30 protein-coding genes are annotated in these 22,822 nt (G+C 70.5%); 16 read left to right on the forward strand and 14 right to left on the reverse strand.

Going from position 1 to position 22,822, the window contains the following annotated elements:
- Window positions 1–111: 111 nt before the first annotated feature.
- Complete coding sequence (locus tag ETU37_RS18610; protein ID WP_129988852.1) at window positions 112–297, forward strand: hypothetical protein; 186 nt, start codon at window positions 112–114, stop codon at window positions 295–297.
- A 156-nt stretch (window positions 298–453) separates the two neighbouring features.
- On the opposite strand, the gene ETU37_RS18615 is transcribed toward ETU37_RS18610, so the two are convergent.
- The 3 genes from ETU37_RS18615 to ETU37_RS18625 form a co-directional block, all read right to left on the reverse strand.
- Window positions 454–1,275 carry an alpha/beta fold hydrolase gene (locus ETU37_RS18615; RefSeq protein ID WP_165372604.1) on the reverse strand — a complete coding sequence of 274 codons (822 nt, stop codon included), beginning with the start codon at window positions 1,273–1,275 and terminating at the stop codon, window positions 454–456.
- A gap of 195 nt (window positions 1,276–1,470) precedes the next feature.
- On the reverse strand, window positions 1,471–1,710 hold the full coding sequence (locus ETU37_RS18620; RefSeq protein ID WP_129988854.1) for a hypothetical protein: 240 nt from the start codon (window positions 1,708–1,710) through the stop codon (window positions 1,471–1,473).
- A 482-nt stretch (window positions 1,711–2,192) separates the two neighbouring features.
- Window positions 2,193–2,735 (reverse strand): AAA family ATPase, encoded by a 543-nt coding sequence (locus ETU37_RS18625; RefSeq protein WP_129988855.1) that lies wholly within the window; start codon window positions 2,733–2,735, stop codon window positions 2,193–2,195.
- Window positions 2,736–2,980: 245 nt separating this feature from the next.
- Between ETU37_RS18625 and ETU37_RS23330 the strand changes: the two genes are divergently transcribed.
- Window positions 2,981–3,346, forward strand: coding sequence for a hypothetical protein (locus ETU37_RS23330; RefSeq protein WP_165372605.1), 366 nt, complete (start codon window positions 2,981–2,983; stop codon window positions 3,344–3,346).
- Window positions 3,347–3,502: 156 nt separating this feature from the next.
- Here the strand turns inward: ETU37_RS23330 and ETU37_RS18640 are convergent, their stop codons facing one another.
- Window positions 3,503–4,906 carry an FAD-binding oxidoreductase gene (locus ETU37_RS18640; RefSeq protein ID WP_129988858.1) on the reverse strand — a complete coding sequence of 468 codons (1,404 nt, stop codon included), beginning with the start codon at window positions 4,904–4,906 and terminating at the stop codon, window positions 3,503–3,505.
- 102 nt (window positions 4,907–5,008) lie between these two features.
- Here ETU37_RS18640 and ETU37_RS23335 point away from each other — a divergent pair, with 102 nt between their 5' ends.
- The 3 genes from ETU37_RS23335 to ETU37_RS18655 all read left to right on the forward strand — a co-directional run bounded on the left by ETU37_RS23335 (window position 5,009) and on the right by ETU37_RS18655 (window position 6,275).
- Window positions 5,009–5,356 carry an MmyB family transcriptional regulator gene (locus ETU37_RS23335; RefSeq protein WP_240755832.1) on the forward strand — a complete coding sequence of 116 codons (348 nt, stop codon included), beginning with the start codon at window positions 5,009–5,011 and terminating at the stop codon, window positions 5,354–5,356.
- Entirely contained in the window at window positions 5,353–5,802 is a 450-nt protein-coding gene (locus ETU37_RS18650) for an NUDIX domain-containing protein (protein ID WP_240755833.1), read from the forward strand. Before ETU37_RS23335 ends, ETU37_RS18650 begins: the two co-directional genes overlap by 4 nt.
- Window positions 5,803–5,894: 92 nt before the next feature.
- Window positions 5,895–6,275, forward strand: a complete 381-nt coding sequence (locus ETU37_RS18655; protein ID WP_129988860.1) for a 2'-5' RNA ligase family protein — start codon at window positions 5,895–5,897, stop codon at window positions 6,273–6,275.
- A 238-nt stretch (window positions 6,276–6,513) separates the two neighbouring features.
- On the opposite strand, the gene ETU37_RS18660 is transcribed toward ETU37_RS18655, so the two are convergent.
- Window positions 6,514–7,140: a histidine phosphatase family protein gene (locus tag ETU37_RS18660; protein ID WP_240755834.1), complete on the reverse strand. Its 627-nt coding sequence runs from the start codon at window positions 7,138–7,140 to the stop codon at window positions 6,514–6,516.
- 149 nt (window positions 7,141–7,289) lie between these two features.
- On the opposite strand from ETU37_RS18660, the gene ETU37_RS18665 reads away from it, so the two are divergent.
- Together ETU37_RS18665 and ETU37_RS18670 are read left to right on the forward strand one after the other, a co-directional pair.
- The gene (locus ETU37_RS18665; RefSeq protein WP_129988862.1) at window positions 7,290–7,517 is read left to right on the forward strand and encodes a hypothetical protein; all 228 of its coding nucleotides are present in this window, start codon (window positions 7,290–7,292) and stop codon (window positions 7,515–7,517) included.
- 122 nt (window positions 7,518–7,639) lie between these two features.
- A complete protein-coding gene (locus ETU37_RS18670; RefSeq protein WP_129988863.1) occupies window positions 7,640–7,927 on the forward strand; it encodes a hypothetical protein in 288 nt (95 codons plus the stop codon).
- A 236-nt stretch (window positions 7,928–8,163) separates the two neighbouring features.
- Here the strand turns inward: ETU37_RS18670 and ETU37_RS18675 are convergent, their stop codons facing one another.
- From ETU37_RS18675 to ETU37_RS18695, 5 genes are all read right to left on the reverse strand, one after another.
- A complete protein-coding gene (locus tag ETU37_RS18675) occupies window positions 8,164–8,526 on the reverse strand; it encodes a hypothetical protein (protein ID WP_129988864.1) in 363 nt (120 codons plus the stop codon).
- A 420-nt stretch (window positions 8,527–8,946) separates the two neighbouring features.
- Entirely contained in the window at window positions 8,947–9,831 is an 885-nt protein-coding gene (locus ETU37_RS18680; RefSeq protein WP_129988865.1) for a phosphotransferase family protein, read from the reverse strand.
- A 135-nt stretch (window positions 9,832–9,966) separates the two neighbouring features.
- Window positions 9,967–10,347, reverse strand: a complete 381-nt coding sequence (locus tag ETU37_RS18685; protein ID WP_129988866.1) for a hypothetical protein — start codon at window positions 10,345–10,347, stop codon at window positions 9,967–9,969.
- 89 nt (window positions 10,348–10,436) lie between these two features.
- Entirely contained in the window at window positions 10,437–10,667 is a 231-nt protein-coding gene (locus ETU37_RS18690; protein ID WP_129988867.1) for a hypothetical protein, read from the reverse strand.
- 5 nt (window positions 10,668–10,672) lie between these two features.
- The gene (locus tag ETU37_RS18695) at window positions 10,673–12,106 is read right to left on the reverse strand and encodes a cobyric acid synthase (protein WP_129988868.1); all 1,434 of its coding nucleotides are present in this window, start codon (window positions 12,104–12,106) and stop codon (window positions 10,673–10,675) included.
- 190 nt (window positions 12,107–12,296) lie between these two features.
- Here ETU37_RS18695 and ETU37_RS18700 point away from each other — a divergent pair, with 190 nt between their 5' ends.
- The gene (locus ETU37_RS18700; RefSeq protein WP_129988869.1) at window positions 12,297–12,581 is read left to right on the forward strand and encodes a hypothetical protein; all 285 of its coding nucleotides are present in this window, start codon (window positions 12,297–12,299) and stop codon (window positions 12,579–12,581) included.
- Here ETU37_RS18700 and ETU37_RS18705 read toward each other — a convergent pair whose 3' ends face one another.
- Window positions 12,582–13,940, reverse strand: a complete 1,359-nt coding sequence (locus tag ETU37_RS18705; protein WP_129988870.1) for a wax ester/triacylglycerol synthase domain-containing protein — start codon at window positions 13,938–13,940, stop codon at window positions 12,582–12,584.
- A 141-nt stretch (window positions 13,941–14,081) separates the two neighbouring features.
- On the opposite strand from ETU37_RS18705, the gene ETU37_RS18710 reads away from it, so the two are divergent.
- Window positions 14,082–14,297, forward strand: coding sequence for an amphi-Trp domain-containing protein (locus tag ETU37_RS18710; RefSeq protein ID WP_129988871.1), 216 nt, complete (start codon window positions 14,082–14,084; stop codon window positions 14,295–14,297).
- A gap of 16 nt (window positions 14,298–14,313) precedes the next feature.
- Here ETU37_RS18710 and ETU37_RS18715 read toward each other — a convergent pair whose 3' ends face one another.
- Complete coding sequence (locus ETU37_RS18715; RefSeq protein WP_129988872.1) at window positions 14,314–14,883, reverse strand: dihydrofolate reductase family protein; 570 nt, start codon at window positions 14,881–14,883, stop codon at window positions 14,314–14,316.
- Between the two features lie 58 nt (window positions 14,884–14,941).
- Complete coding sequence (locus ETU37_RS18720) at window positions 14,942–15,706, reverse strand: alpha/beta fold hydrolase (protein WP_129988873.1); 765 nt, start codon at window positions 15,704–15,706, stop codon at window positions 14,942–14,944.
- Between the two features lie 87 nt (window positions 15,707–15,793).
- Here ETU37_RS18720 and ETU37_RS18725 point away from each other — a divergent pair, with 87 nt between their 5' ends.
- The 4 genes from ETU37_RS18725 (at window position 15,794) to ETU37_RS18740 (ending at window position 19,796) form a co-directional block, all read left to right on the forward strand.
- Window positions 15,794–16,921, forward strand: coding sequence for a M20 family metallopeptidase (locus tag ETU37_RS18725; RefSeq protein WP_129988874.1), 1,128 nt, complete (start codon window positions 15,794–15,796; stop codon window positions 16,919–16,921).
- Window positions 16,911–18,332 (forward strand): aminotransferase class I/II-fold pyridoxal phosphate-dependent enzyme, encoded by a 1,422-nt coding sequence (locus tag ETU37_RS18730; protein ID WP_129988875.1) that lies wholly within the window; start codon window positions 16,911–16,913, stop codon window positions 18,330–18,332. The genes ETU37_RS18725 and ETU37_RS18730 overlap by 11 nt, the downstream gene beginning before the upstream one ends.
- Before the next feature lie 36 nt (window positions 18,333–18,368).
- Window positions 18,369–19,007: a dihydrofolate reductase family protein gene (locus ETU37_RS18735; protein ID WP_129988876.1), complete on the forward strand. Its 639-nt coding sequence runs from the start codon at window positions 18,369–18,371 to the stop codon at window positions 19,005–19,007.
- Window positions 19,008–19,094: 87 nt separating this feature from the next.
- The gene (locus ETU37_RS18740) at window positions 19,095–19,796 is read left to right on the forward strand and encodes a hypothetical protein (RefSeq protein ID WP_129988877.1); all 702 of its coding nucleotides are present in this window, start codon (window positions 19,095–19,097) and stop codon (window positions 19,794–19,796) included.
- Window positions 19,797–19,818: 22 nt separating this feature from the next.
- On the opposite strand, the gene ETU37_RS18745 is transcribed toward ETU37_RS18740, so the two are convergent.
- Window positions 19,819–20,442: a hypothetical protein gene (locus tag ETU37_RS18745; RefSeq protein WP_129988878.1), complete on the reverse strand. Its 624-nt coding sequence runs from the start codon at window positions 20,440–20,442 to the stop codon at window positions 19,819–19,821.
- Between the two features lie 314 nt (window positions 20,443–20,756).
- Between ETU37_RS18745 and ETU37_RS18750 the strand changes: the two genes are divergently transcribed.
- The 3 genes from ETU37_RS18750 to ETU37_RS18760 are packed head-to-tail and all read left to right on the forward strand — an operon-like array spanning window position 20,757 to window position 22,822.
- Window positions 20,757–21,731, forward strand: a complete 975-nt coding sequence (locus tag ETU37_RS18750) for a cation diffusion facilitator family transporter (RefSeq protein ID WP_129988879.1) — start codon at window positions 20,757–20,759, stop codon at window positions 21,729–21,731.
- Window positions 21,732–21,789: 58 nt separating this feature from the next.
- Window positions 21,790–22,479 carry an SRPBCC family protein gene (locus ETU37_RS18755; protein WP_129988880.1) on the forward strand — a complete coding sequence of 230 codons (690 nt, stop codon included), beginning with the start codon at window positions 21,790–21,792 and terminating at the stop codon, window positions 22,477–22,479.
- Between the two features lie 10 nt (window positions 22,480–22,489).
- Entirely contained in the window at window positions 22,490–22,822 is a 333-nt protein-coding gene (locus ETU37_RS18760; protein WP_129988881.1) for a cupin domain-containing protein, read from the forward strand.

Raw genomic sequence — 22,822 nt, forward strand, 5'->3', positions numbered from 1 at the left:
TGGGGGCGCGGCCTCCGTGGGTGGTTTCCACCACGCTGGTGAGCAGCGCGTCCCGCTGCGCCACGAGACCGTCGTGCGTGGTGTCAACGTCGCCGTACGAACAACTGAACGATGGTCGGTCTGGACGATCGTTTAGTCGCCGACAGCGATCTCCTCGCAGCGGGCGACGATTCGCCTGGTCGCGGCGCGGATCAGCGCCGCCAGGCCGGTCCGGAAGCGCTTCTGGGCGCTGGTGTTGCTCTGTTCGAAGGCCTCGTGCGCCTGCGCGCCAGCGATCACTGGGTGTGTCCCATTTGAGGTCGACTGCGTGTGCGGGGCAGCGAGCGGACGACTTCGCGATCGTGCGATCAGTGCGACGTCGGCGCGCCCATCGGCACATCCGACCTTCACTATCTGCGGCAAGTGCGGACGTGCCCCTTCGTGATCTCGGAAGGCGGCGATTGAAGTGAAGGGCTACGTGAGGAACTCCCGCACCGCCGTGAGAACGTCGTCACGGCGGTCGATGAACAGATAGTGGCTGGCGCGGATCTCCAGGACGCGAGCATCGGCCGTCTCGTCTAGAAAGCGGTCACGACACGCGACCCGCCACGTACCCTCAGCCCCCTGCCACTGGTCCCCGAGGGCGAACATGGCTAGCGCGGGCACGGCGATGTCGGAATAGGGGTGCCGGAACGCCTTCAGTGCTTCGACGAACGGCGCAGCGGCCGCGGCGGAGAACTTGTCCACCACTGACCCGTCCGCCTCGATGTACACGGAGGTGCTCAACATCGCGTCGAAGGCAGGGCCCCGGATGTCGTCGGCGAACAACGAGTAGACGGCCTCGACATAGGCCCCGTACGAGGCGAACCGGTCCGGGATCGCTGGCTCTTCCGACCACTCCGATGTAGGGCGGTCGGCCCAGTCGTAGGCCCCGTCGAGGTAGACGATCCTGCCAATGCGTCCGGGATGGCGAGCGGCAAGCGCAGATGCCTCACCCCCTCCCATCGAGTGCCCCACGACGTGGGCACGCTCGATGCTCATAGCATCGAGCAGGCGTCGCGCGTCCTCCGCGGCATCGACGAGCGCGTAGCCGCTCTGGACCTGATCGGTCAGCCCGTGTCCGCGCCGGGTCAAGGCGAGAACTCGGAACCGGTCGCTCAAGTGAGGGGCCAACTCCGCAAAGACGTGCGCGGTGCAGCCCAGGCCGGCCAGGAACAACACTGGCTCTCCGTCGCCGCCCCAGTCCAAGTAGTGGAAGCGGACACCGTCAAGGATGACGAACTGGTCGGGGGGCATGTCGATTTGACCTGGCACTCGGTGACTGTACCGACGAGCGACGACGTAGACAGGAGCTTTGATCGGGCACCCGGCCGCTTCACGGCCGTAGGCACCTGTCGGAATCGGCACTCGCCAGGCCGCGCTCATCGGCAGGTCCGAACCTTCACTATGTGCGGCAGATGTGTGCGCTATGTCGCAGTTGGATCGGCCACGTCAGGAGTAGCGGTGGCTCTTGGCCGCGTGACCGTCTTCGCGTGTGCAAGTGCGCCCGCTGATTGCACGATGGCCACACAGCTGCACCAAGGATTCGGCTTCGGGAAGCTCGACCGCGGTCGACTTTGGAACTGGCCGCTCTTCCTTCTTCGGCGCACTCACGCGGTGGCCGGCAGCGCGTGCCACCGCCTGCTCATAGCGGGCCTCACGCAGGGCGCGCAGATCATCCATCTTGCTCATCGCGTACTCACCGCACGACCGTAGTTTGGACGCGGTACAGAGTGCGGCAGGCGCCCCCGAAACATCCGAAGAGTGGCCCCGCACGCGGGCGGAAGTGGCGAAATCGGAATCGCACTATCCAGCGGATCGCGGCAGATCTGGATGTTCATCACCGGCGGAGTCGAACCACGGCTAGGGCCACGCAGAGGACCCCCGCAATGACGAGGAAAGCGCCCAACCCGCCCGCCGCCATCCCGGCGCCGTAACTAACGGTCAGACCGAGATTCCGGCAATAGCCAGGGTGACGCCGAGGCACCCGAGTTGCACAAGCGCAGCCGGGACAGGAGGTCACGTCGCCAGCGACTGCCTGCCGCCCCCGTCATGGCGCCAGCCTTGGACGAGCGCCGTCAGTAGTCAACCTGCTCTTTCCGCGCGCATCCGAACTTCGGCGTGGTCGAGGCTTCACTGTCTGAGGCATGTGCGGACGTCACGCTGGCGTGACCTCAGAGGTACCGGCCACCGTCTTGGTCTCGATTGGGCGTGACATCGCCGACCCTGTTCAAGATGACTTTGAGCGTGACCTCCAGGTCCGCGGTGCCGTCGAGTACGACTTCACCGGGAACGCTGAGAGTGTCGGACTGGACGTACCACTCGCGGAACGTGTCCGCTGAGATCTCTGCCCCGAGTGGCCGAGTCGCATGCCTGCGCAGCGTCTCCTCCAGCGGCACATCAAGGTAGAACACGTGGGTCGGGCCGGGGTGCTCGGCGAGGATCTCGCGAAGCATGTCGCGGTAGTGCTTCGCCACGAGAATGCCCTCGACGATGACGTTGTTGCCGATGCTGGCGCAGTAGCGGACGGTGTGGGCGATGAGCCCGATGTTCTCCCCGCCCGCTACATCGTGCTCGCGCAAGATCACTCTCCGGAAATGGTCTTGCTCGACATTCGCCGTACCTGGCCCCAGTGCGCGTTGCAGCGCCGCCGCCAAGGTGCTCTTGCCTGACGCCGCGTTACCTCGCAGCACAATCAGGTGAGGCGCGTTCTCCACGTCACAGACGCTAGTGGTTGTCTCGTCCTCAACCTGGCACGACCGCGCGGACGCCAGCAGATCCGGTTGCTCAATCTAGGTAGCCGGTGGTCGAGTTGATGCTCGCCAGGAAGTCTCGGATTTGCTCAACCAGTTGAGCCTCAGTGGAGAACTGCCCGTCAGAGCGCCGGCATGTGAACCCGTAGCCAGGGTTCGGTCCGGACGCCCACGTCAAGTGGTGTTGTCCTGGATGGTCCTCCGACGCGGTGACATCGAAGTCCTCACCGTCCACCGAGATACGCCCAGATACGAACGGCTGCACGGCTGCAATCCTGACATTCGCACTGCTGACGGCGCGCGCAACGCGGCAAATCCGGGCGTTCAGCCTTTGCCACCAGGGACTTCGCGCTCGCGACGACCGGACACTGCGGCCGTGGCGCATCGACGCCGTCTACCTGTTCGACGCGCAGGCCCGCCTCGCGCAGCAGCGCGGCCGCGGCGTGAAGACGGGCGTCGCCGCCGGTGTACAAGCCGAGCAATGGGAGGCCGCCGAGATCCATCCGGCCCAGACCTGCGAGGCCCTCGTCCTCAGCGACCAACAACGGGAGCAGCTGCGGCTGTTCAGCGACTGAGCCCTAGGCTCGACCCAGGGCGCGGACCGGCCTGCGCAACCCGCAGGTTGGCGCCGTGTGATGAGGAGTCCGACCACCTGATCACCTTTCGGCTCCCCGCGTGTCTCATCGGACGCGCGGGGAGCCGTGCTGCTGCTGTTGCCGGGCTGCAAGCGGTCAGGGTGTCGCCGGCGCGATGGTGACGCTGCCGCGGAACATGTTGCCGGGGTCGTACGTCGCCTTCAGGTGGCGCAGCCGGCCGGCCTTGTCGGCGCCGTACAGGTACCGGGCCGGGTCAAGGTCGTCTACGTCGGCCGAGCCGTTGACGTACGAGCCGTCCCTCGCCGCGTACGGCCGGAGGGCCGCGACCATCGACCGCACCCAGTCGCGTTCGGCGGGGAGCATCTCCGCGGCGGGGCAGACGCCGATCACGAACGTCGCGAAGCGTGGCGAGCGTCCGCCGCTGAAGGACGTCGCGTCGTCGGTGACGCGGCTGTAGGCGCCGTCGAGCCGGTAGAAGAGGGCTAGTGACAGCGGGGACTGCTTCTTCGGGAAGATCTCGGTGACCGCGTCGATGACGCCGTCGGACAGCTCCTCGACGTAGCAACCCTTGTCGTAGGCGTGGAAGCCCCACGCGTTGGCCTCGTCGAGCATCTTCTGCAGCTCGACGTACGGCATCGGCGAGGCGAAGTCCACCGCGGGCGGTATGGCGGCGCGGGCCCGGTCGAGCACGGCGGCGTGCTCCTCGGGTGCACCGAAGCCGACGACGATCATCGCGTAGCCGGGCTGCAGCTGGTGCTCCTCGGGGACGAACGGCGCCGGTGGTGCGTTGAGCCCGCCCACGATGACGTTGACGTCGTCGGGCAGCGTGGCGATGACCTCGCGTGCGTGGCGGAGGACTGCCGGACCCTGGTCGAGTCCCCAGAACAGCAGGCCGAACTGGACCATCGGACCGGCCTCGTGCAGGGCGAGCTCGAACTCCGTCACCACGCCGAAGTTGCCGGCGCCGCCGCGGACGGCCCAGAAGAGGTCTGGGTTCTCCTGGGCGGACGCGCGCCGGGCCTCTCCGTCGGCGGTCACGACCCGGGCGGACACCAGGTTGTCGATGGTCAGCCCGAACTTGCGGGTCAGCCAGCCCATGCCGCCACCGAGGGTCAGGCCACCCAGGCCGGTGTGGCTGACCAGGCCAGTGGGGACCGCGAGCCCGTATGCCTGGGTCGCGGCGTCGACGTCGCCGAGCAGTGCGCCTCCCTGTGCCGTGGCGCGACGGGCTTCGGGGTCTACGGTCACGCGGTTCATCTGGCTCAGGTCGACGACGATGCCGCCGTCGACGACGGAGGCGCCGGACATGCTGTGTGCGCCGCAGCGGACCGCGATCCGGAGGTCGCGTTCCCGGGCGAACCGGACCACCGTCTGCACGTCGGCCTCGTCGGCGCAGCGGGCGACCATCATCGGGCGGCGGTCAATGCCGGCGTTCCAGACCCGGCGGCTCTGGTCGTAGGCCGCGTCCTGTTCGCCGATCACGTCTCCGCGCATGCGCTCTCGCAGCTCCATCACTGGGCTGTCCGCGGTCTGCGTCATGGTTGGCCTCCTCGAGCATCGCGCCATGGTGGGATCTGTTCACGCTAGGCAGTCCGACCGCGACGATGACACCGCCCGATCGGGCGGTTGGGGCACGGTTCTTTGCGACTCACGCTCTCCACGCGCAGCGAGGACTTCCGAACTCGCTGGGCCTCCCCTGACGTCCGCATCCACGCCACCGGCACCAAGCGGCTCCACCACCCCATCGTCGGCGACCTGGACCTCTCCTACGAGTCCCTCCCCATGCCCGACCCGGGCCAGAACCTCCTCGGCTACGTCGCCGAACCTCACAGCCCGTCCAACGACGCGCTCAACCTCGCCAGCTACGCCGCCACCCACCACGACGGCACGAACGACGCACACCAGGCCAACCGAGAGCACTCCACCGACAGCTCCGACCAAGCCCATCCGGATCTCGGCATGTTCGCGCATTCACTGTCTGCGGCATGAGCGGACGCTCGCATGTCGGTCCTCCATGCTGTGATTCGCGAGTGCACAAGGTTGTTGTCGGCGCGCTGGTCCGTGACGGCCGAGTCCTGCTCGGGTATCGGAGTTCGAACAAGCGTGCGTACCCGAATGTCTGGGATCTGCCCGGTGGACTCATGGAGGCGGGCGAGTCGGAGCTCGACGCCCTCGCGCGAGAGCTTGACGAAGAGCTCGGGGTGCAGATCGCGACCACCTCCGCATCTCACCTTTGCCGGCTGACCGCTGGACCCGCAGACGAGCCGGCACTCCTCAGCGCCTGGCTCGTGCGCGGATGGCAGGGCACGCCGGCGAACGTCGCTCCCCAGGAGCATGACGACATCGGGTGGTTCGGCCTCGAGGAGTTACCTCCGCTCGCCCACGTCCCCGTGCGTACGGCTCTGGTGCAAGCGGTACAGAGCGGCCGCGGATGAACGCGAACGCGCTCGCAACGGGGCGTCCGACCTTCACTGTCGGCGGCATGACCGCGCGTTCGACCCGTCCGCCCGCACGTTAGGTTGCTGACATGGACACCGCCCTGGACACCGCGGTCTTGTTGACCGCGGAGTCGCTGGGTTGGTTCACCGACCGGTGGCGAGGCCAGTCCGTCTTGCCGGTTGACCCGCCGCTGGCGCTGAGCGACGCGATCCCGCCTCATTTCACCTTGCTGAGCCCCTGGCACCTGGACCCCGGCAGCGAGGAGGCATCGAGCCGTTTACATGAGGCCACTCGCTCAGTCGCGCCGTTCCGGCTTCGCTTCACCTCGGTCGGGACCTTCCCCACGGGCCACGTCTACCTACAGCCGGAACCCTCGTCCGGACTGGACGCGTTGTTCGCCGCGCTCACCGCAGCGTTCCCAGAGTTCCCTCCGTACGGCGGGCCTTCGCCGAGTGGCTGCCTCATCTGACGGTCTCCCGGAGGGGCGGTGAGCCCGCCGCCCGTGAAGTGCGCGCTGAACTCGGGGCTTGCGCCCCTCTGGACCTGGACGTGTGGGAGGTATCCGCGTGGGAGTACCTCGCCAGCGGTCGCTGGGTCAAGCACGTGACCGCTCCTCTGGCTGGGTAGCCGCGCGCTCGTCGGTTCCGGTTACCTGTCCGCGGCATGTGCGGATGTCCGGGTCGGCTACGAACCTCGTCTCCGGCGGCTCACGCGAGGTGGCTGACGTCGTTGAGCTGCGCCAACTGGTGGCTGAAGTTGCGAGAGTCCTTCCGGAGCACAGTGATGCTCCCTGAGGAGACCTGGAAGTTGACCAGGCCGGCGGCGTCGATCGGCATGCCGATCCATGCCGCGATGAGGAGGGTGCTGGTGCCGCCGTGGGTCACCAGGATGTGCTGCTCGTGGGGCGAGTGCTGGAGGCCGTCAATGACGCGGTACGCCCGTTCTGCCAGATCCATTCTCGTTTCGGCGCCGGGGATTCCTTCGTCGTGGCGTAACCGCTCGCCAATTTCGGGAAGTGGAATGACGCGCTCTGTCAGCCACGCGCGAGGCTTGCCTTCGGCCTCCCCATAGGACTTCTCACGTAGGTCGGGGTCCAGTGTCACGTCCATCTGCAGCCTCTTGGCGATGACCTCCGCGGTCCGCCGCGCACGCAGCAGGTCCGAGCTGAGGATCTCGGCCGTTGCTCCGTCGAGACGCGTGACGAGCGAGGATGCGATGGTCTCGGCCTGCTCGACGCCCCGCTCAGTGAGGTCGGAGTCGAACCACCCACCCACGACGCCGTGAATGTGATGGGTGGCTTCCGGATGCGTGACAACGTAGATGCTCTTCGACAACGAAGCTCCTTCGGGGCCGCCCAGGCAGTGAGATCGTATTCGGTCCGAACTGCTCGACACTCCACATTCGGTCATGGGCAGGACAGCACTTTCACTGTCCGCGGCAGATCCGGACGTGCTCCATGGGCTTAATTTCTACACTTTGGCCCATGGCGAGGGATCACCTGTCACGGCTGCAAGCGACGATGGAGTCGGCAGCCGCATTCGCCGACTCATTGGTCGGGTTGCCCATGAAGGAAGCGGAGAGACTGGCTGCCTCTGACGGCAAGTACATCGAGATCATCCCGGCCTCGAACATCGTCTCCGCCGACCTGGATGCCAAGCGGATACGCGTCCGCCTCAACGGAGATGAGATCGTCGAGGCCAAGGCCGGGTAATCAGTCGGGCGTGCGCAACCGCTGGCCCGCGCGCTATCTGCGGTATGTGCGGTCGCTTCTTGTGTCCCGACGATGAGGGCGATCCACTTCCCGTCTGGCGGCGACAACGCCAGAATGCGCGCATGGCCGTCGTCCTCAGACTCACCGTCTCACCCGCGACCCAGGAGCAGTTCAACGTGCTGGACGATCGGGTGGGGGAAGCCATGACGGCCGCCGGAGGGCCACCTGCCGGGCTGATGTCCCATGTGGTCTATCCGGAAGGCGAAGGCTTCGTCGTGGCCGGAGTGTGGCGCTCGGAGACCGAGGGCCGTGACTACGTTGACGGCCGATTACGGGAACTGATAGCGGAAGTCGACCTGACCCCCGGGGAGACCGACGTAGTGCCCGCGTGGTCTTTTGCCCGGCCGTAACTCTGTTTCGTCTGGCGCGGGGAGCAACCGTCCGCTCATCGGCAGGTTCAAGCGCTTCACGATCTGCGGCAGATCCGGTAGTCCTGCCCAGTCGAGGTAGAGCCGCGTCACGGTGGAAAGTTGCAGGCCTTACCTCAGCCGACGGCCGCCACGTCCCGCAGTCCTCGGAGCGCAACGAGGGAGTCTGACGCCGAGATGGTCACCTCGACCGGCCGACTTGAGGAAACGAGGTGCGTTCAGGTCGCTCGTTGCCGGTTCGTGGCCACGGCGGTGCGCGGCCCGGTCAGAGACGCGACAGCAGTGGCGGTGCCGCCGAGCGTCAGCAGCACGAATAGCCACCACAACCACGCGGGTGGCGCCTGCGAAGCGGTGCGGAACACGAACAGCAGCATGACCAGCTCGAGCAGATGGAGCACACCGAGCATGACGACCGGCCCGCGGTTGCCGGTTCGCCAAAGCCAAGCGGACCCGGCGAGGAGGAGGAGCGCGTAGAACCACGCCATCCACGGCAACTCGAGTCGGAACCCGTCAACGAACTCCAGCAGCCCCAGCGCCAACGAAAATCCGAGTAGCGCGTGCCGAGCAACGGTCACGTTCATGTCCATTCCCCCTCGTGGCTTCTTGTGGGCTCACCCACGGCGAATGTCCCACTGTCAGCGGCTGTCGTCCAGCCCTCGTAGCGAAGTCCGAATTCCGACGTCCCCGAGGCGACGGGGCGGGGATGTGCCCGAGGTCCTGGCGGCGTTGAACGACGAGGCTGAACGTATCTCGGACGGTCGACTCGACTCGACGCGGTGCGGACGCTGCGGCGGCGACGCCGGTCCCACGAGCCCATTCGCCGCCGCGATCGGACGTCGAGGAGCCGCACCGCGCAGCTGTCGCGTGAGGTCCGGGCTCGAGCTCGTCACGAGGGCCCCTTGAACCTGCCAAGATGCCGCATCTCAGCTGTCGTTGACACGCGATCAGCGGCATGAGCGGGCGCTTTTCCCTACTTCGCACACCCACTCCACGGGCCACCGCTAACGAAGCGCGTTGAGTTCATCGAGGGCGCGATGGCCGCGCTGGACCACCTCTGGAACAGCATCATGACGCCCGTCACGAATGGGCCACTCGAGTTGCAGGAGGATCTGCGTCGCTGAGAGCACCGCTGCCCACTCCCACCCGACCAAGTCGAGGATTCGCGAGCATAGCCGCCTTCGGACGCCATCCAGCGGATCCTGGAAGGTGTGCCACAGGAGGGTGACGAGATCAGTCGCCCGCGTTCCGCTACCTGCGTTCCCGATGTCCACGAGCGCCACCACCGCTCCGTCCCGGACCAGGACATTGCTCGGGTTGAGATCGGCATGGACCATGTCAGGTGCCTCTCGCGGCGGCGAGGCGTCCGCACACGCGAGCCGCAGGCGCTCGACCAAGGCCAACACGGCGTCGGAATAGCTCGAGAGCTCAGCGACCGCCGATTCATGACCGGTAGCGACTCGCCAGGCATACCACGAGTGGTCATACGGCTCGGAGGCTTGGCCAGCCTGGAGTTCGATGATGTCCATCAATTGCTCGACAAGGGTCGGGGTCAATGGAGACACGGGGGCCGCGTCAACGAAGTCCATCAGATGCCATACGTGAGTGGGTGTGGCGCCCACCCCGAGCCAGGCCGGCGTGGGATATCCGCGCCTACGCATGTGCTCGACGATTCTCTGGGCTCGCAACATGTCGTCCATGTGGCTGGGGTGTGCCCGGGGCTCTGCCTTGAGAACTGCGTCTGCCCTTCCCGCCACCTGGACGCGCATGCCACCCGCATTGACGCCTCCGGCCAAGCGACTGAGGAGAGTGACCTCCGCTCCGATCACGCTGGCCACGTCGGCCAGGACCTCGGGCGGCAACTCTTCCGGATGTGTGCCCTGGTTCATCGGCTTCAGGGCTGATCACGGCTCGCATGGCCTGGTAGCCGTTCAGGTGACATGAGTGACATCGTGCCTGACCGTTCATCGGAACGAGCGAATCGCGGCAGATCCGGGCGGATCTACGCGACTGGGAGGCCAACCTCAGATGATGACGGCGAGCAGTGCAAACCCCAAGAACGTCAGAAGCCCGAGCATCCAGCCGACCACCGCACCGGGAACGAAGGCGCCCTTCCAGTAGCGAACTCGGCGGGAAGCGCACGTGACGCTACCAACCGCGAGCGGGGCACTCATCCAGAGCAAGAAATCACTTCCGCTCACAGGCGCCGTCCCCAGCTGGATCTCGACCATTCCCAGTACGAGCACGCCGCCGAAGATCCATGCCAGCACGAGGCCGACGAGTGCCCCGGCCACGGAGCGATCGGGCTCGTGCTTCCAGCTGAGGAACTCTGGGCTCCGATTGCTTGCAGCAGGCACCCCGCCAAGTATTCCCTGAAGCACCGGTCTGACCACGCGCACGCTCATCGGCAGATCCGGTGAACACAGACGGGTTCAGTCTCGGCCGCACATGGGGCACACCCAGTCAGAGCTGCAGCCGCAGGGAGACTCGGTGGTCAGAACTCACGGTCGGCCACACGCGCGAGCGCGGCGCGCGGCCGCACCTCGGGCTCCGGCAGCGGATCGGGCTTCGTGAAGGCGATGTCCTGCTCCTCGATGCGGTGCAGCGCCGCCCGGATCAGGCTGGTCGTGTCGTCGCAGTGGTACTTCACGAGGCTCAGCGAGACGCCGGCCCGCGTGCGACCGCTCGCACGCTCACGGCGGAGATCCCGTGTCGTGCCTGCCATGCGGGTCAGCCGAGATCCGCTCCCGGGGGCAGCAGCCGTACGTCGGCGGGCGCGCCGTGGAGGGCCAGGTCGAGCAGGGCGTCGACGTCGAGGTGCTCCTCGGCCAGGTCGGCGAGCAGGTCGAGCCGGCGTGCGCGCGCGGCGGGGAACGACACGCGGGAGGTGACGCGGAGCGTGTCGCGCAGGTACGCCGCACGCGTGCTGTCGTCCTCGAGCGAGCCGTGCACCATCGTGCCGGTCACCAGGCCCGCGGATAGCTCGCCGGTGACGCGGCCGTGGTGGATCTCGTAGCCGGCGGGCTCGTGCAGCCGCAGCACCTTCTCGGTCGTGAAGGTCGTCGTGAGGTCGAGCAGCCCGAGGCCCTCGGCGGTCGCGCCGGGGACGCCCTCGGCCCCGTCGGGGTCGTCGATGGTGCGGCCGAGGATCTGGCAGCCACCGCAGATGCCGAGCACCGGCTTGCCGGCCGCGGCGTGCGCGAGCACGGCCCGGTCGAGCCCCCGGTCGCGCAGCCAGGCCAGGTCGGCCAGCGTCGCGCGCGTCCCGGGCAGGACGACGAGGTCGGCGTCGGACACCGCGCGCGGGTCGGCGGCGAACACGACGTCGACGTCGGGCTCCAGCCCGAGCGCGTCGACGTCGGTGAAGTTGCTGATCCGGGGGAGACGCACCACGGCGACCTTCGCGACTGCGTCGGCGCCGGAGCGACGGCCGTCGAGGTCGAGGGCGTCCTCGGAGTCGAGCCAGAGGTCCGGGTGCCACGGCAGCACGCCGTACACGCGGCGTCCGGTCAGCGACTCGATCTGGGTCAGGCCCGGTGTGAGCAGCGTGGGGTCGCCGCGAAACTTGTTCACCACGAACCCGGCGACCAGCCGCTGGTCGTCCGCGTCCAGCAGCGCGACCGTGCCGAACATCGCCGCGAAGACGCCGCCGCGGTCGATGTCGCCGACGACGACGGTCGGGATCCTTCCGTGCCGGGCCAGCCCCATGTTGACGAAGTCGCTCGCACGCAGGTTGATCTCCGTCGGGCTCCCCGCCCCCTCGGCGACCACGACGTCGTAGCGGGAGGCCAGGTCGTCATACGCCGCGTGTGCGGCCTCGGCCAGGTGCTTGCGGCCGTCGACGAAGTCGGCCGCGTCGACGGTGCCACGCGGCCGGCCCATCACCACGACGTGGCTGCGGCGGTCGCTGCCGGGCTTGAGCAGCACCGGGTTCATCGCCGGCTCCGGCACGGCGCCGGCCGCGACCGCCTGCACCCACTGGGCCCGGCCGATCTCGGCGCCGCCGCCGTCGGGGTGGGCGACGACCATCGAGTTGTTGGACATGTTCTGCGCCTTGTACGGCGCCACCCGCACCGCGCGACGGGCGAACGCGCGGCACAGCGCCGTCGTGACGACCGTCTTGCCGGCGTCGGAGGTCGTGCCGGCGACCAGCAGTGCGCTCATGCCGGTCCGTGCTGCAGGTCGACTGTCACCACTCTGCCCTCACCCGTCACGCACATCGACTTTCTTCCCCTCCCGCGCAGGCGACGGTATCGGTTCCGGTTCACCCCTCGCGGGTGAGGACGCCGCGGTCCGGAACCAGCCACCGTCGTAGGCGAACGCTCGCCACGTCGTCCAAGGGAAGGATCCTCGGATGGGATGTCTGCTCGCCCTGCTCGCCGGGTTCGCGCCCCGGCTCGTCCTCGTGATCCTGTGGATCTTCTCGGACTTGGTCGACCGTGCGTACAGCGGTTTCCTCATCCCGCTGCTGGGCCTGATCTTCTTCCCCTACGCGACGCTGTTCTACGTCCTGGCCTACAGCCCGGTCGTGGGGGTCAACGCCTGGGGCTGGATGTTCGTCGTCCTCGGCTTCATCTTCGACCTCGCGCACTGGGCCGGCGGTGGGGTGACCGGTCGACAGCGGTACGCGACCGCCTGATCACGAGGGCGAGCACACCGCGCGCAGCTCGTCCTCCAGCGCGCGGGTCAGCACGTCGGCATCCGGGAAGTGGTCCGGGTCGACGACCGCGGCGAGGGTCAGGGTCCCGTCGTACGACAGGGCATCGACGTAGACCGTGGTGTTGCCGCCGTCGGCGACGCCGAGGGGCACGGCCGAGTCGATCCTGCTGCCGCCGAAGGACAGCGGCGCGGCCGGGCCGCGCACGTGGCTGACCAAGGTGTGGAAGCGGCGCTGGTGGTTCAGGTACCAGGCGTAGCCGCCGAGCGCGGCGAGCGGCCGGAACAGCCACCCGAGCACGGCAATGGGCGCCGGCGCGAGCGCGAGGGGCTTGAGCGCCTTGACGGCGGCGGCGACCTCCGCGAGTCGCCGGCGCTGCGGTCCCGTCGTCGGTACGGCGACCAGCAGGGGGCTGACCAGGTTGCCCACACTCCGGTCCGCGTCGGCGGGGCGGCCGGACACCGGGACCGCGATGCTCAGCCGGTCCGCGTGCTCACCGCGGTGCCGGAGCACCTGCTCCAAGGCCCCTGCCACGGCCACCAGCAGCGCGTCGTTCACGGTGGCGCTGTGGGCGTGCGCCGCCGCGCGCAGGCTGTCGACGTCCCAGCGGACCACGAGCACCTGCCGGCGAGGGCCGATCCGTTGCACCAGCGAGCAGGCGGCGGCGGGGGGTGGCCGGAGGCCGCCGCCGGCCGTCATGGAGCTGCGCAGCAGCCGCCACGACGCGGGCAGCCCGACGAGAGCCTGCAGCTTCGTCGCGACGGAGTCCTCGAGCAGGGTCGTCACCGTCGGCCGGGGACGCGGGAACTCTGCCGGGAAGCTCTCCCGGCCCGGGTCCACGAGGGCCGCCAGCACCCCGAGCCCACCGATCCCGTCCGCGAGCACGTGGTGGAGCACGACCACGAGCGCGCTCCGTCCCCCCGCCACGTCGCCCACCAGGACGATCGACCAGAGCGGCGCATCCGGTGGCAGCCGGGTCGTCACGGCCGACAGGGCGACGTCCATCAGTGCCGGCTCGTCCCCGGGAGGAGGGCAGCTCACCTCACGCACGTGTCGCCGTACGTCGAAGCCGGCGTCGTCGAGCCAGAGCGGGCCGCCCAGACCGAACGGCACGCGCACCAGCCGCTGCCGCAGACGAGGGACGGCCCGGACCCGTTCAGCCACGAGCTCGGTGACAGCCGACAGGTCCAGGTGCCCCTCCAGGCCGAGGACGACCCCGAACTGCTGTGGGACGAGGCCCCGGTCCATCGCCAGGAACGCACGATCAGCCGAGCTCGCGCGGTCGACGCGTGCCTGCGCCGTCGGGGAGGCGAGCGGCGCCCTGCGGCTGGTGCTGCTCATGCCACCACGAAAGACCACCGATGGCGGCGGCGCCCAGAGCCCAAGGTCACGTGGCTCCCACGACGCAGGTGATGACGGTTGCCGGGGTGCGTGACTACCGTGCCGACAAGGCCTCGGGACCACGAGATCGGAGGAGGCGGGATGGACCTGTTCGAGATCGGCGACGTCCAGCGGCTGAGCCGCGAGGAGGCGGCCGCGCGACTGCACGCGCTGGCGGACGCCCTGGCCCGGAACAACGCGGTCGAGTTCGAGCGCGACGGGCGGCGGATCACGGTGCGCGTGCCCGACGAGGTCGCGCTGAAGGTCGAGGTCGAGCTCGGCGACGACAACGAGCTGGAGGTCGAGCTCACCTGGTGACGAGGGGGAACGCTCCTTAAGAGGTGCCCGGCGGGCCGTCCAGCACCCGCGGCGCGTACTCGACCAGCTGGATCCGGCCATCGAACGTGCGGCTGTCCGTCATGTCGAGGGCGACGTCGGGATACCCGTCGTAGATCCGCTCGGCACCCGTCGCCCCGGTGATCACCGGGAACATCACCACGCGGAACCGGTCGACGAGGCCGGCGGCCAGCAGCGACCGGCACAGCGACAGGCTGCCGAGGGTGCGCATGGACCGGTCGCCGGTCTCCTTCATCCGCCGCACGGCCTCGACGGCGTCGCCGGCGACCAGGGTGGAGTTGTCCCACTCCAGAGGCTCGGTCAGCGTGCTGGAGAAGACGACCTTGGACATGCCGCCCAGGACGTCCGTCCCCGGCTCGCCGACCTTCGTGAAGCCGTGCATGAGCCGGTAGGTCGTGGCGCCCATCAGGACCAGGTAGTCGCCTTCGGGATTCTCGCCCAGCCAGGCGAGGTACTCCGGGCCCTCCAGGCCCCACCAGCCCGGCCAGCCCTCGGCGGAGGCGTAGCCGTCCAGCGAGGTGATGAAGTCGACGACGAGCTCAGGCATGGCATCCCCCTCGGTCGGTGGGGTGTCCAGTCTGCACCTCCCGCCCGTGACGGGCCGGTCAGCCGACGCGCCCGACGCGCACGAGCCAGTCGGTGACGAGCGCGCGCAGGAGCTCCGGCCGCTCGTGCGGCAGCGCGTGCCCGGCGTCGTCGACGACCGCGAGCGAGGCGTGCGGGTAGTGGCCCAGCAGATCGGCGGCCGCGGCGTACCCGACGGTCGAGTCGAGCCGTCCCGCCACCAGCAGGGTCGGGCCGTCGTACGGCGCACCCTCCGCGGCCGGGAGGTCCCACCGCTCGCCGATGCGCTCGAGCGCCGCGTGGTCGACGAGCGCGGCCGCCGGCGCGACGTGGCGTTCGTACCGCTCGAGCATCTCCGGGGTCTGCACCACGAAGTAGCCGCGGAAGTCCTCGTCGCCGAGGTCGCCCGACCCCTCGACGACGCGGTGCTCCGGGACGTCGCGGACGCCGGGCAGCAGCGGGCAGACCAGCGCGAGCCCCGCGACCTGCGACGGTGCCCGCGCCGCCATCGCCCGCGCGAAGTATCCGCCTGCCGAGTGCCCGACGAGGAGGTACGGCGTCCCGTCCGTGACGGCCGCGGCGAAGTCGAGCAGCACCCCGAGGACGTCCTCCGCGCTCGCCAGCCGGTCGGAGGCCGGTGTTCTACCCATGCCCGGGAGGTCCGGGTAGATCCGCCGGAAGCCCGAGTCGCTGCCGAAGCACGGCTCGAAGCAGGCCTCGGTCTCGCGGTGGTCGACGCCGGCTCCGTGCAGGACCAGCACCGGCCGGCCCGCTCCGTGCTCGACGTGGTGGACCGCGACCTCCATGGCAGCAACCTAGCCACCCGTCCCTCGTGCTCGTCGACGTCCTGGCCAGGTCCGGTGGCACCAGGTGGTCGTTCTAGGCTCGCGCTCATGCCGGACGTGGAGGAGCAGGCCGTCACGCTGCTGTCCGAGCTTGTCGGGATCGACTCGGTGAACCCGGGGCTGGTCGCGGGCGCAGCCGGAGAGCCCCGGATCGTCGAGCACCTGGACGCGCGGCTGCAGCGCGCGGGGTTCGACACGACCGTGGTGCCGGCCGGCGCCTCGGGCGAGCGCCCGAGCCTCGTCGCCGTACCGCCCGGACGACCCGAGTGGCCGACCGTCGTGCTCAACGGGCACCTGGACACCGTCGGCGTCCGCGGGATGGCCGCGCCGTTCGAGCCCCGCGTCGACGGCGACCGTCTCCACGGGCGCGGCGCCGCGGACATGAAGGGCGGCGTGGCAGCCGTCGTCGCGGCGGCCGAGGCCCTGGTCGCGCAGGGTGCGCCCGTGCGGCCGGTGCTCGCGCTGGTCGCCGACGAGGAGGACGCCAACGTCGGCAGCGAGGTGGTGATCGCCGCCCTGCCGCGCCTGGGCGTGCGGCCGGACGTGTGCCTGGTCGCCGAGCCGACCGACGTCGCCCTGTGCCGGACGCTGCGAGGGTTCGCGGTGGTGCGGGTCGACATCCCGGGGAAGGCCGCACACAGCTCGCAGCCCGAGCTCGGCGTCAACGCGGTGACCCGGCTCGGTCACCTGCTGGCCGCGGTCGACGAGCGGGCGGTCCAGGTCCGGTCGGTCGGCGGGGACCTGACGGTCACGGTGGTGCGCGGCGGCGAGTCGGCGTTCGTCGTGCCCGACCAGGCCGAGTGCCTGGTCGAGCTCCGCACGACGCCCGGCCAGGACAGCGCCCGCGCCGTCGACGAGGTCCGCGCCCTGCTGGACCCGGCCTGGGAAGCCGCCACCGAGCTCGTCGCCCACCGGGACGGCTGGCGGCTCGACGCGTCGGGCCCGGCCGCCGAGCTCGCCGCCCGACTCGGCGAGGTGCTGGGGACCGGGGCCACCTTCGACGCGCCGTACTGGATGGAGGCGCCGCTGTGGCAGGAGGTCTGCCCGACGCTGGTGTGCGGACCCTCAGGAGGTGGTCTGCACGCCGTCGACGAGTGGGTCGACCTGAACCAGGTCCGGGCCTTCGCGTCGGCCCTGGTGACCGTCCTCTCCGAGGGAGCCCCCGGTGGCCACTGACCCGCGCGGACTCCGTGGCGACGCCCCGCTGCTCGACGCCTGGCTGCGGTTCCAGGAGAGCCCGCCGACGCCGTTCACCATCCCCGGCCACAAGCAGCGCCACGACCTCGTGGGCGACGTCGTCGCCGGGGACGTGCCGCTCTACGCCGGGCTGGACACGATGAAGCTCTCTGCCGGCGTCCTCGCCGAGGCCGAGTCACGCGCCGCGCGGCTGTGGGGCGCCGACCTCTGCCGCTTCTCGACCGGTGGCGCCACCCAGGCCAACCAGGCGGTCGCGCTGGCCGTGGCGGGCGACGGTGACCGGGTCGTCGTCAGCCGCACGCTGCACCGCTCGCTGCTCCTCGGACTGGTGCTGGCCGGGCTCACCCCGGTCTGGGTCCGCCCCGAGGTCGACCGCGCGACCGGGCTGCCGCTGGGCGTCGCCCCCGACACGGTGCGACGGGCCCTGGCGGAGAACCCGGACGTCCGCGCGGTGTTCGTCGGCGACCCGTCGTACGTCGGCACGGTCGGCGACGTCGGCGGGCTCGCGGACGCCGCCCACGAGCACGACGTGCCGCTGGTCGTCGACGCGGCCTGGGCCGCACACTTCGGCTTCCACCCGGACCTGCCGCGCCACCCGCTGCAGCTCGGCGCGGACGTCGTGGTCACCAGCGCCCACAAGTCCCTGCCCGCCTGGAGCCAGGCCGCGCTCGTCCTCGCCCGCACCGGGCGCGTCGACGCCGCCCGCCTCGACGCCGGCGTCGAGGCCACCGCGACGACCAGCCCGGCCGGCGCCATCCTCGCCAGCACGGACGCCGCCCGCGCGCTGCTCGAGCGGGACGGGCGCGACCTCCTCGGGGACGCCATCGCGGCCGTCCGTGCGGCCAGGGACCGGCTCGCCCGCGTCGACGGACTCGTCGTCCTCGACGGCCCCGGGGTCGACCCGCTCAAGCTGACGCTCGTGCTGTCCGCGACGGGTGCCGACGGGAATGCGGTGGAGCGCGACCTGCTCGCGGCCGGACTCCCCGTGGAGTCCGCGGACCGCGACGTCATCGTCGGTGTCGTCTCCCTCGCCGACACGGCGGCCACTCTCGACGCCCTGGCCGCCGCCCTCGCGACCTCCGTCGAACGGCACCGGGGGGCGTCGCGACCCGTCGTGGGCCCCGCCGCGTACCGGGTCGATCCGGTCACCGCCGTACCACCGAGGGAGGCGTTCTTCGCCGCCTCCGAGAGCGTCCCGATCGCGAGCGCGGTCGGGAGGACGAGCGCCGAGCTCGTCGCGCCGTACCCGCCCGGGATCCCGGTGCTCGCCCCGGGCGAGACGATCACCACCGACACCGTCGCCGCGCTCGAGCAGGCTCGCAGCGCGGGCGTGCGGATCGCCTACGCCGCCGACCCCGAGCTGGCCACGCTCCGGGTCACGAACCCCTGACCAGCAACGTGAGGAACGACGAACGAGGAGCGCCGGATGTCTCTCGCACGGATCCACAACCTGTCCATCTCCCTCGACGGCTTCGCCACGGGTGAGCCGCAGTCCGCCGAGGCGCCGTTCGGCCACGCGGGCGAGCGGCTGCACGAGTGGATGTTCGCCACCCGGTACTGGGGCGCCGGCGGCAGCGAGGGTGTCGACAACGCCTTCGCCGAGCGCCACGGTCACGGGTTCGGCGCCGAGATCATGGGCGCCAACAAGTTCGGCCCGCCCGGCTGGCAGGACGACCCGGACTGGCGGGGCTGGTGGGGCCCGAACCCGCCGTTCCACACACCGACCTTCGTGCTGACGCACCGCCCGAGGCCCCCGATGGAGATGGAGGGCGGCACCACCTTCCACTTCCTCGACGCCACCCCGGCCGACGCGCTCGAGACCGCCCGCGAGGCCGCCGGTGGCCAGGACGTGCGGATCGGTGGCGGCGCCACCATGGTGCGCGACTTCCTCGCGGCCGGCCTGGTCGACCACATGCACCTCGTGCAGGTCCCGATCGTGCTCGGCCGTGGCGTCCGCGTGTGGGACGGGTTGGAGGGCCTCGAGGACGGCTACGACGTCGAGGCTGTCTCCGCACCCAGCGGCGTCACCCACCTGACGTTCACGCGGCGGCCGGCTGCGGGGTGAGCAGGCACTGCCGTGCGTCATGATGGCCTCACCGGCGCACGGCCGGCGTCCCACGTCGTCCGCGCCGGTCCGGAGTGAGGTGGCGTGGTGCGGCACGACGAGGACGCGCTCGACAGCAGCGGCGGCGACGTGCTCGAGGCCGGCGGCGACGGGTCGCGACACCCGCTCCGCACGGCGGCCCTCGTCGTGGGGGCCGCGGCCCTGGCCGTGTGGGCGTACGTCGGCTCCCACGGCGACGACCCGTCCGGATCCGTCGACGACGTCACCCAGCCCTCGCCCGGTGCCTCCGGCGACGTCCGGCCGTCGGCGTCGGCCCCGGAGGCGGACGGCGGGGGGAGCGGCACCGGCGCGCTGCTCGACGCGGGGGCGGCGAGCGGCACGGCCGGTGCCTTCTACGACTTCGCGTCCACCGGGGACGCCGAGGACGTTTCGGGCCTGTGGGCCGACTGGGTGACGGTCTCCACCCCTCGGCGGACGTGGACGCTGACCAGCCGGGAGGCGTCCGACCGGGAGGCGTGGCGGCGGGGTCCGGACGCCGGCGGGCGCCCCGGTCATCGCGACCTGCTGCGGCCGCTGACGAGGAGCGGGGGATCGTTCTCGGTGTACCTCGACGACGTACGGTGCTTCGGATCCGGTGAGCTCCGCACCGTCAACCCCGTGGGCCGCGTGACGTCGCGGGTGCTCGTCGCCCTCCGCCCGAGCGTCGGTACGTCGTGCGCCCGCTGGTGGTCGGTCGACCTCGTGTTCACGCCGGAGGACCGGATCTCGCAGGTCCACGTGGAGCGGTGACCCGCGACGCCGCGCGGTCCCCTCAGGCCATCTCGGGCACGTGCAGGTGCGCCTGCGCCACCTCCATCTCGGCGACCCGGTCGACCTTCGCGCCCATCTCCTTGACGGCGGCCTCGCGGATCGATGTGGTCTTGTCGCGGCTCCTCTCCATGTGCTCGCGACTCTCGAAGGTGACCGTGCCGACCGCGCGGCCCGTCTCAGGGTTGGTCATCAGGCTCGCGCTGCAGAAGCCCTCGAGCTCCTCGAGCCGCGGCAGGATGGCCATCTTGTAGACGTCGACGACGCGCTCGGATCCTCCGGGTGCGCCGCTGACCCAGGTCACGCGGGCGCAGGCTCCCTGAGGGGTGGCGTGGTCACGGTGGACGACGGAGACCTCCCACTGGTCGACGTCGCTGGTGCTGGCCCCCAGTACCTGCTGGGCCTTGTCGCGCAGGGGACGGACCTGCTCGGCGGAGGCTGCCATGGCGTCCTGCGACTCCCAGGCAGTCGTGGCGATGCACTGACCCGACTCGCGGTCCACCAGCAACGACATCCCGACGCAGCCGGTCATCGCCGTGACGGCCGGGATGGTCTCGTCCCGGACGAGCGCGATGCCCTCGTCGATCTTGGTGCGGTCTGCCTGGAGGTGGGTGGTACGTGCGTGCACGACGACTCCTCTGCTCGAGGCGGCGCCCCGACGGCGCTGCCGTCCCGGCCCACGCTGCTACCGCCGACCCGTGGGGGCAATAGCACCTTCAGCCCGTGCGTGAGCGCGGCGGCGAGGCGGCTCAGGCGTACCGGCCGCGACGGCAGGGACCGGTGCCGTCTTGGTCCCGGAATGTCCGAGGAGGTCGTGGATGGGGAGGCCGGTGCTCCACACGCTCGTGTGCCTCGGGGTCGACCCGGGGCCCGCCGGCGGCAAGGGCCGGCCCGCCTGACGAGGACGTTTCGGCCGCGGACCGGGCGGGCACCCCCTCTTCGATGGACGAGCGCGAGACCCTCGGTCCGCCCGGCGACGACGACGCCGAGAGCGGCAGCGGCGAGTCGACGACCACCGTCGTCATCGCGTTCTTCGCGAACCTGGCCATCGCGGTCGCCAAGACCGTGGTGGCGCTCGCGACCGGGTCGGCCTCGATGCTGGCCGAGTCCGCGCACTCCTGGGCCGACACGGGCAACCAGGTCCTGCTGTACATCGCCGACCGGCGCAGCCGCAAGCCTGCCGACGAGGCGCACCCGCTCGGGTACGGGCGCGAGGCCTACGTGTGGGCGCTGGTCGCGGCCTTCGGCCTGTTCACCGCGGGCGCGGTGGTCTCGGTGTGGGAGGGCGTGTCCAAGCTCTTCGCCGCGGAGAGCGACGAGGTGTCCTACACCTGGGCGTACGTCGTGCTGGCGCTGGCGTTCGTGTTCGAGGGCATCTCGTTCGCCCAGGCCTACCGGCAGACCCGCCGCGAGGCCCGGCCGCTCGACCGGCGCGTGCTCGAGCACGCCTTCGAGACCAGTGACCCCACGCTGCGTGCGGTGTTCGCCGAGGACTCCGCGGCGCTGCTCGGTCTGGTCGTCGCGGCCATCGGCGTCTTCCTGCACCAAGTGACCGGGAACCCCGTGTACGACGCGATCGGGTCGATCGTCGTGGGCGTCCTGCTCGGCGTGGTCGCGGTGGTGCTGATCAACCAGAACCGCCGCTACCTCACCGGGCAGCAGAGCGACCCCGAGGTGCGCCGCCTGGCGGTGGATCGGGTGAAGCGGCTGCCCGGGGTCGCGCGGGTGACCTACCTGCGGCTGGAGTACGTCGGTCCGCGGCAGATGTTCCTCACCGCGCGGATCGACCTGGACGGCGAGCCGCGCGAGACGCAGATCGCCCAGATGCTGCGGGACCTCGAGACCGAGCTGACCGACGAGCGCTACGTGCGGGCCGCCGTGCTGTCGCTCGCGACGCCGGACGAGCCGGACCTCTGAACCGGCTGATGACGAAGGACCCTGGTCCGCGCGCGAGGAACCGTCCGACGCTCGTGCCATGACGTCGGCACGCAGGCTCGTGGGCCTGGCCGGAGCGGCGACCGCCGCCTACGGGGTGTGGGTGCGCCCGCGGCTGCTGCGGTGGGGCGCCACCGACGCGGAGCTCCACGGACCGTTCCCGCACCCGGAGGTGGTGCCCGATGGTCGACGGTCCGGGACGATGGCCGTCACCATCGACGCCCCGCCGGACCAGGTGTGGCCGTGGTTGCTCCAGATCGGCTGGGACCGCGCCGGCTGGTACTCCTGGGACCACCTCGACAACGCGGGTCGTCCGTCCGCCCGTGAGGTGCACGCCGAGTGGCAGGACCTCGCCGTCGGCGACCGGCTGAGGTTCTGGGCGCCCGGCGCCGGCGTGCTGGACTCCTACGAGGTCGCGGTGGTCGAGCCGCACCGGTTCCTCGGGCTGTACGGGCTGAGCGACCTGCAGGGCCACCTCCTCGACCCCGGACGACCTCGGCCCTCGGTCTACGTGGAGGGGCTCTGGGGCTTCCGCCTCGAGGAGGTGCCGGGCGGTGGCACGCGGCTCGTCAGCAGCGGCTACCAGACGCTCCGGCCACGGTGGCTCGAGCGCTTCTTCTACGAGTGGGTCCTCGCCCCGGTCGTGTGGGTGATGACGTCGCGCATGCTGGCCGTGATCAAGCGGAACGTCGAAGGAGCCGCCCGCCGTACGCCCGCTCTCGCGACCTAGGGTGGGCGACATGCAGACCACCTCGCTGACGGCACTCGCGCACCAGCAGCTCGACGCCGCTCGCGCGGCGGCCTCGGGACGGTCGGCCGTCACGGTGTACGGCGGTCGCGAGCACGACCTTCGGCAGACGCTGATCGCGATGACGGCCGGGACGGTCCTCGGCGAGCACGAGTCACCGGGGGAGGCGACCCTGCAGGTGATCGAGGGACGGGTGGTGCTGCACGCCGACGGCGACCAGCGAGAGGCCGGGGTGGGGGACCACGTCGTGATCCCGCCGCAGCGTCACGACCTCTCCGCCGTGGCGGACTCGGTCGTGCTGCTGACGGTCGCCACCCGCGCCTGA

The sequence above is a fragment of the Nocardioides iriomotensis genome, from assembly GCF_004168035.1.
Classification (GTDB): Bacteria; Actinomycetota; Actinomycetes; order Propionibacteriales; family Nocardioidaceae; genus Nocardioides_B; species Nocardioides_B iriomotensis.